The organism is Rhizobium sp. Leaf341, from assembly GCF_001424325.1.
Classification (GTDB): Bacteria; Pseudomonadota; Alphaproteobacteria; order Rhizobiales; family Rhizobiaceae; genus Ferranicluibacter.
Genome location: NZ_LMPE01000003.1, coordinates 556,406 through 563,028, shown reverse-complemented (window position 1 = coordinate 563,028; position 6,623 = coordinate 556,406). Strand labels below are relative to the sequence as shown.

9 protein-coding genes are annotated in these 6,623 nt (G+C 62.5%); all 9 read left to right on the top strand.

Annotated features, from left to right (window positions below; genetic code table 11):
* Positions 1 to 167 (top strand): flagellar hook-basal body complex protein FliE (locus ASG03_RS20955; RefSeq protein ID WP_210168547.1); only part of this gene is annotated, 167 nt, incomplete at its 5' end.
* 23 nt (positions 168 to 190) lie between these two features.
* Positions 191 to 979, top strand: a complete 789-nt coding sequence (flgG, locus tag ASG03_RS04260) for a flagellar basal-body rod protein FlgG (RefSeq protein WP_062470309.1) — start codon at positions 191 to 193, stop codon at positions 977 to 979.
* A gap of 38 nt (positions 980 to 1,017) precedes the next feature.
* Complete coding sequence (gene flgA / locus ASG03_RS04255) at positions 1,018 to 1,587, top strand: flagellar basal body P-ring formation chaperone FlgA (RefSeq protein ID WP_062692423.1); 570 nt, start codon at positions 1,018 to 1,020, stop codon at positions 1,585 to 1,587.
* Entirely contained in the window at positions 1,584 to 2,723 is a 1,140-nt protein-coding gene (locus tag ASG03_RS04250) for a flagellar basal body P-ring protein FlgI (protein WP_062692422.1), read from the top strand. Before flgA ends, ASG03_RS04250 begins: the two co-directional genes overlap by 4 nt.
* An 11-nt stretch (positions 2,724 to 2,734) precedes the next feature.
* Positions 2,735 to 3,256, top strand: coding sequence for a MotE family protein (locus tag ASG03_RS04245; RefSeq protein ID WP_244475155.1), 522 nt, complete (start codon positions 2,735 to 2,737; stop codon positions 3,254 to 3,256).
* Positions 3,253 to 3,960 carry a flagellar basal body L-ring protein FlgH gene (flgH, locus tag ASG03_RS04240; RefSeq protein WP_062470296.1) on the top strand — a complete coding sequence of 236 codons (708 nt, stop codon included), beginning with the start codon at positions 3,253 to 3,255 and terminating at the stop codon, positions 3,958 to 3,960. The genes ASG03_RS04245 and flgH overlap by 4 nt, the downstream gene beginning before the upstream one ends.
* Before the next feature lie 66 nt (positions 3,961 to 4,026).
* Positions 4,027 to 4,602 (top strand): flagellar basal body-associated FliL family protein, encoded by a 576-nt coding sequence (locus ASG03_RS04235; protein WP_062470292.1) that lies wholly within the window; start codon positions 4,027 to 4,029, stop codon positions 4,600 to 4,602.
* A complete protein-coding gene (gene fliP / locus ASG03_RS04230; RefSeq protein WP_062692418.1) occupies positions 4,599 to 5,336 on the top strand; it encodes a flagellar type III secretion system pore protein FliP in 738 nt (245 codons plus the stop codon). Before ASG03_RS04235 ends, fliP begins: the two co-directional genes overlap by 4 nt.
* Positions 5,337 to 5,648: 312 nt before the next feature.
* The gene (locus tag ASG03_RS04225; RefSeq protein ID WP_062470283.1) at positions 5,649 to 6,560 is read left to right on the top strand and encodes a flagellin N-terminal helical domain-containing protein; all 912 of its coding nucleotides are present in this window, start codon (positions 5,649 to 5,651) and stop codon (positions 6,558 to 6,560) included.
* Positions 6,561 to 6,623 lie beyond the last annotated feature (63 nt).

Here is a 6,623-nt window from a genome sequence, read left to right as displayed (position 1 = left end):
CGCTCCGCTCCGCCGAAACCGCCTCCATCCAGGGCATCAGCGGCAAGGCCAACACCCGCGAAGTCATCGATGCCGTCATGAGCGCCGAACAGTCGCTCCAGACCGCGATCGCCATCCGCGACAAGATCGTCACGGCCTATCTCGAAATTGCCCGTACTCCGATCTGACGCGGATCTAAAGGACCAGTACCATGAAGGCTCTCTCCATTGCCGCTACCGGCATGAATGCCCAGCAGTTGAACCTCGAAGTGATCGCGAACAACATCGCGAACATCAACACGACGGGTTACAAGCGGGCCCGCGCCGAGTTTTCCGACCTTCTCTATCAGACCGAGCGTGCGGCCGGCGTGCCCAACCGGGCAAACCAGGCGGTCGTTCCGGAAGGCGCCAATGTCGGCCTCGGCGTCCAGACCTCCGCCGTGCGCAACCTGCACATCCAGGGCAGCCTCGTCTCCACGGGCAACGACCTCGATATGGCGCTGATCGGTCGGGGATGGTTCCAGGTGGAAACGCCGGACGGCCAGACGGCCTATACCCGGGCAGGCGCCTTCAACACCAACGATACGGGCCAGCTCGTCACCATCGACGGCTACACGGTCGTGCCCGGCATTACCATTCCGCAGGGTGCGTCGGAAGTCACGGTCAGCACCTCCGGCCAGGTCATGGCGCGCATCAATGGCAGCTCCATTCCCCAGGCGATCGGGCAGCTGACGATTGCCAACTTCATCAACGAGGCTGGCCTCGCACCGCAGGGCGACAACCTGTTCAAGGAAACGCCGGCATCGGGCGCGCCTGTCGTCGGATCTCCCGCAGATCCGGGCTATGCGCAGATCAAGCAGAAGTATCTTGAGGCGTCGAACGTCGATCCGGTCAAGGAAATCACCGACCTGATCTCGGCGCAGCGCGCCTACGAGATGAACTCCAAGATCATCCAGGCCGCCGACGAGATGGCCTCCACCGTCAGCAAGAACCTGAGATAAGCGGCCAGAGCCCGGAAGACACGGAAGGAGCGGCAGACATGATGTTTCGCCCGAAGGACAGGTTGAGAACGGTGAGGTCGGCGGCGCGCTTCGTGCAGCCCGCGCTTCGCCGCCTGCTGGCCACGATGCTGTGCGCTGCCGCTCTTTCGACGATGACGACCACCGGCGCCAACGGCCAGGCCGGCAGCCTGACCGGTGCCCAGGACGGCGCGCAGCCCGCGTCGAAAACCGCCGTCATTCCCACGGAAACCATCTACCCTGGCCAGACCATCGACGAGGCGCACCTGCAGGTGGTTGCCGTGACCAATCCGGACCTTGCCGGGGACTACGCCTCCGGGCTCGATCAGGTCGTGGGCAAGATCACCAACCGCACGCTTCTCGCCGGTCGCGTCATCTTCGTCGCCGGACTGCGCGAACCCTATGCCGTGGAACGCGGCAAGGCCGTGCGGATCGTCTATTCGAACGGGTCGCTGACGATCTCGGCCGGCGGCTCTCCGCTCGACAACGCCGCTGTCGGCGACCTCATCCGCATTCGCAACACCGATTCCGGCATGATCGTGTCGGGCACCGTCATGGCAGACGGAACAGTTCACGTGGTGGCAAAATGACCGTTTCCTTCGCACGGCGCCTGATTGCAGTGGTTGTAGCGGTTGCTCTCAGCCTGCCGCTCAACCTGACCCTCGGCGTCGATACCGCTTCCGCGGCCGCCCGCATCAAGGACGTGGCCTCGCTGCAGTCGGGTCGCGACAACCAGCTGATCGGCTACGGTCTCGTTGTCGGCCTGCAGGGCACAGGCGACAGCCTGCGATCCTCACCCTTTACCGAGCAGTCGCTGCGCGCCATGCTGCAAAATCTCGGCATCTCCACGCAGGGAGGCGAGTCGCGCTCGAAGAACATCGCAGCGGTGCTCGTCACCGCCAATCTTCCCCCGTTCGCAAGCCCCGGCAGCCGCATCGACGTGACCGTCGGCTCCCTCGGCGACAGCACGTCGCTGCGCGGCGGCACGCTGGTCATGACGTCGCTTTCGGGTGCCGACGGGCAGATCTATGCCGTAGCCCAGGGCTCTGTCGTCGTCACCGGCTTCAGCGCCGAGGGCGACGCGGCGACCTTGCAGCAGGGCATTACCACGGCCGGCCGCGTGCCGAACGGCGCGATCATCGAGCGTGAATTGCCGGCAAAATTCAAGGATGCGATCAATCTCGTCCTGCAGCTTCGCAATCCCGACTTCTCCACCGCGGTCGGCATGGCCGCGGCGATCAACCGCTATGGGCGCGAGCAGTTCGGCGGTCAGATCGCGGAAGCCCGCGACAGCCAGACCGTCATCATCGACAAGCCGAAGATGGCTGATCTCGCGCGCCTGATGGCGGATATCGAAAACCTCGTCATCGAAACCGACGTGCCGGCGCGCGTCGTCGTCAACGAGCGCACCGGCACGATCGTCATCGGGCAGGACGTTCAGATCTCGCCGGTCGCGGTCAGCTTCGGCACGTTGACGGTGCAGGTCACCGAAACGCCGACGGTCGTCCAGCCCGAACCCTTCTCGCGGGGCCAGACGGCCGTGGAGCCGAACACGCGGATCGACGCGAAGGAAGCCGGCGGCAAGGTCGCCATCCTCAACGGGTCCAATCTGCGGACCCTCGTCTCGGGCCTCAATTCGATCGGCGTAAAGCCGGACGGCATCATTTCCATTCTCCAGGGCATCAAATCGGCCGGTGCCCTCCAGGCGGAGCTCGTTCTGCAATGACCGCGACACACATGCCTTCCACACGCCTGCGCCAGCTGCTGGTGTCCGCCGCAGCATGCCTCGTCCTGACAATCCCGGGCGCCTTTGCCCAGGAGGTCGCATCGCCCGCCGGTGCCGGCATCCCAGAGGGTGGCGAGATCCAGCAGTTCTGCACGAACATCGCCGATGCCGCGCGCGACCAGCGCTATCTTCTGCAGAAGCAGCAGATCGAACAGCTGCAGGCCGGCGTCGACGAACGCATCGCCCTTCTCGAAAAGCGGCGTGCGGAATACGAGGACTGGCGCAAGCGGCGCGACGAGTTCCTGAAGCAGGCCGAGCTCAACCTCGTCGACATCTACAAGACCATGAAGCCGGACGCCGCGGCGAGCAAGCTGTCGCTGGTGCGCCCGGAAATCGCCGCTGCCGTCATCATGAAGCTGCCGCCCCGTCAGTCCAGCCTCATCCTCAGCGAGATGAGCGACGAGAAGGCGGCCGTCATGACCAACATCATTTCCAGCGCCGCCGATCCGAACACATCGAAGGAACCGTCATGAAAATTCGCCTTTCGGCCGCCCTGGCCGCAAGTCTTCTGACCGGTTGCCAGTCGTCCCTGCACGATGTCGGCCGCGCCCCCGCGATGAGCCCGATCGGCAGCGGTCTGCAATACACGCAGACGCCGCAGCTCGCGATGTATCCCAAGGAGCCGCATCAGGTGGCCAGCGGATATTCTCTGTGGAGCGACCAGCAGTCGGCGCTCTTCAAGGATGCCCGCGCCATGAAGATCGGCGACATCATTACCGTCGACATCCGGATCGACGACAAGGCAAGCTTCGACAACAAGACCGATCGCAAGCGCACGAACGACAGCGGCTACAATATCGGCGCGAGCGGCAACTCGCAGACGAGCGACTTCGCCTGGAAGGGCAACCTCGATTATGGCTCGAACACGTCGACGAAGGGGGAGGGAACCACGGAGCGCTCCGAAAAGCTCGTCCTTCTCGTCGCTGCCGTGGTCACAGGGGTCCTGGAGAACGGAAACCTGCTGATCAGCGGTTCGCAGGAGGTGCGCGTCAACCACGAGCTCCGCATCCTGAATGTCGCCGGTATCGTGCGGCCGCAGGACGTCGATGCGAAGAACATGATCTCCTACGACAAGATCGCAGAGGCCCGCATCTCCTATGGCGGCCGTGGGCGCCTGACCGAAGTGCAGCAGCCGCCCTGGGGTCAGCAGGTCATGGATATCATATCGCCGCTCTGACGCCGCTGCAGCCGGCAACCGGCAGCATCGAACAGAACGGACTTCCGAAGGCAGGAGCGAGGCGAGATGGACGGCATCGAAGACGGCGCACAGCCGAAAAAGAAAAAAGGCATGGTGATGACCATCGCGGCGATCGCCATCGTCTCGGTGGTCGGCGCCGGCGGGGGCTGGTTTCTCGGCGGCATGCTGGCGCCGGAGCCGTTGAGCTCGGACGAGGCACGCGTGCTGGAAGAGGCCAAGGCGACCATCAAGGCACGCGAAGCCGCGGAGGCCGCCCACGAGGCAGCGCCGGCGGGCGGCGAGCATGGCGATGCCAAGAAGGACGACAAGGACGGTTTGCCCAAGGCCTCTACGGAAGCCAACGGCGTCCTGCAGCTCGATCCGATCACCACCAACCTGTCCTATCCCACGGAAAACTGGATCCGGCTGGAGCTGGCGCTTCTCTTCCAGGGGAAACCCGACGTCGCGATGGCCGAGCAGATCCATGATGATGTCGCCGCATACCTGCGCACCGTCTCGCTGCAGCAGATCGAAGGGCCTCGCGGCTTCCAGTATCTCAGGGACGATATCCAGGAACGGGTTGACCTTCGCTCCGAAGGGCGCGTAACGAATGTGATCTTCAGAACATTCGTGGTCCAATGATTCGTCTGGTCGCATTCATAGCCGCCATGGTCGCCATGACGGGGATCGCAGGGGCGCAGGGGTTTCCCTCCCAGATCTTCAACCAGCCGATCGACGGCTCGGCCGCCTCGTGGATCATCCGCACCTTTGGGCTCCTGACGATCCTGTCGGTCGCGCCCGGCATTCTGATCATGGTCACGAGCTTTCCGCGCTTCGTCATCGCCTTCGCGATCCTGCGCACCGGCATGGGCCTGGCGACCACGCCGTCCAACATGATCATGGTGAGCCTGGCCCTGTTCATGACCTTCTACGTCATGGCGCCCACCTTCGACCGGGCGTGGCGGGAAGGCGTGGATCCGCTGATCCAGGACCAGATCACGGAAACCGAGGCCCTCACGCGCATCAGCGAACCCTTCCGCGAGTTCATGCTGGCCAATACGCGTGACCGGGATCTCCAGCTCTTCGTCGAGATCGCCCAGGAGAAGAACCAGACCGTCGTCGTGGATGGTCGCGTCGATCTGCGAGCCGTCATCCCGGCCTTCATGATTTCCGAGATCCGGCGCGGCTTCGAGATCGGCTTCCTGATCATGCTGCCCTTCCTCGTCATCGACCTGATCGTGGCGACCATCACGATGGCGATGGGCATGATGATGCTGCCGCCGACCTCGATCTCCCTGCCGTTCAAGATTCTCTTCTTCGTGCTGATCGACGGCTGGAACCTCCTCGTCGGCAGTTTGGTGCGCTCGTTCAACTGACGTTCGCGGCGTGGTTAACCAAGTACTGTTCGGCACGGTATATTTAGTCTTAATTGATTTTCTAGGTCATTGTTTTTAAACGTATATTCTGCGCAGAGACGGGAGTCTGCCGTGGTTGGCTGCGGTTTGCGCTCAAGGTCGATTTAAGCAAATCGCAAGCTTTGAATGCGATATTCAGCCTACATGACGGGTTTGGTTCTCCTGAGGAATTTACAGGTACCGAGTGGCATGATGCCGAACCGTTATCACCGGTAAGTTAGTCCGGTATGTCCCTAAGTTTTTTGTTTTGTGTACCTTAGAGGGACAGTCTAAATGTCAAGCATCAACACCAACGTTTCCGCAATGGCGGCACTCTCCACGCTGCGCACGATCAGCAACGACATGGAGACGACCCAGTCGCGCATCTCCTCCGGCCTCAAGGTCGGCTCGGCTTCCGACAACGCTGCATACTGGTCGATCTCCACGACCATGAAGTCGGACAACAAGGCACTGGCAACGGTCCAGGACGCCCTCGGCCTCGGCGCCGCAAAGACAGACGTCGCCTACACGGCGATGGACGCCTCCATCAAGGTTGTCGATGAAATCAAGTCCAAGCTGGTTGCCGCCAGCGAGCCGGGCGTGGACAAGGCCAAGGTTCAGAAGGACATTTCGGAACTCCAGAACCAGCTGAAGTCGATCGCAAAATCTGCTTCGTTCTCCGGTGAAAACTGGGTTCAGGGCGCAGCGGGCGGTGCGGTCAAGAACGTGGTTGGCGGTTTCAACCGTGACTCCAGCAATGCCGTCAGCCTGACGACACTCGATTTCGATACGAACAAGAGCCTTCTGATCGCCGTCGACAACACGGGTGCAGTTGTAACCGGCGGAAAGCTCACGACCGACCTCACCGGCACGAACATGACCGGCAAGACGGTTCTGAACCTTGACATCTCGACGATGAGCAATACCGATCTCGCCACCGCCATCTCCGGCGTCGACACGGTCCTTCAGGGAATGACGGACGCCGGTGCCGACCTCGGTGCCCTCAACAAGCGTATCGGCCTCCAGACCGATTTCGTCAGCGACCTCAGCGCTTCCTTCACCAAGGGCATCGGCCGTCTCGTCGACGCCGACATGAACGAAGAGTCGACCCGCCTCAAGGCTCTGCAGACGCAGCAGCAGCTCGGCATCCAGTCGCTCTCGATCGCCAACTCGGACTCGCAGAACATCCTGTCGCTCTTCCGTTAAGACGCGAAGGGCTCCGGCCCGCACGAACGACACCTACGAAAGGCCGCGTCTCGCAAGAGACGC

What these genes read in the sequence shown, in the direction of transcription:
- ASG03_RS04250 (WP_062692422.1), top strand. Translation starts at nt 1,584, where the DNA reads ATGACCGTTTCCTTCGCACGGCGCCTGATTGCAGTGGTTGTAGCGGTT.
- ASG03_RS04245 (WP_244475155.1), top strand. Translation starts at nt 2,735, where the DNA reads ATGCCTTCCACACGCCTGCGCCAGCTGCTGGTGTCCGCCGCAGCATGC.
- flgG (WP_062470309.1), top strand. Translation starts at nt 191, where the DNA reads ATGAAGGCTCTCTCCATTGCCGCTACCGGCATGAATGCCCAGCAGTTG.
- ASG03_RS04225 (WP_062470283.1), top strand. Translation starts at nt 5,649, where the DNA reads ATGTCAAGCATCAACACCAACGTTTCCGCAATGGCGGCACTCTCCACG.
- flgA (WP_062692423.1), top strand. Translation starts at nt 1,018, where the DNA reads ATGATGTTTCGCCCGAAGGACAGGTTGAGAACGGTGAGGTCGGCGGCG.
- ASG03_RS04235 (WP_062470292.1), top strand. Translation starts at nt 4,027, where the DNA reads ATGGACGGCATCGAAGACGGCGCACAGCCGAAAAAGAAAAAAGGCATG.
- flgH (WP_062470296.1), top strand. Translation starts at nt 3,253, where the DNA reads ATGAAAATTCGCCTTTCGGCCGCCCTGGCCGCAAGTCTTCTGACCGGT.
- fliP (WP_062692418.1), top strand. Translation starts at nt 4,599, where the DNA reads ATGATTCGTCTGGTCGCATTCATAGCCGCCATGGTCGCCATGACGGGG.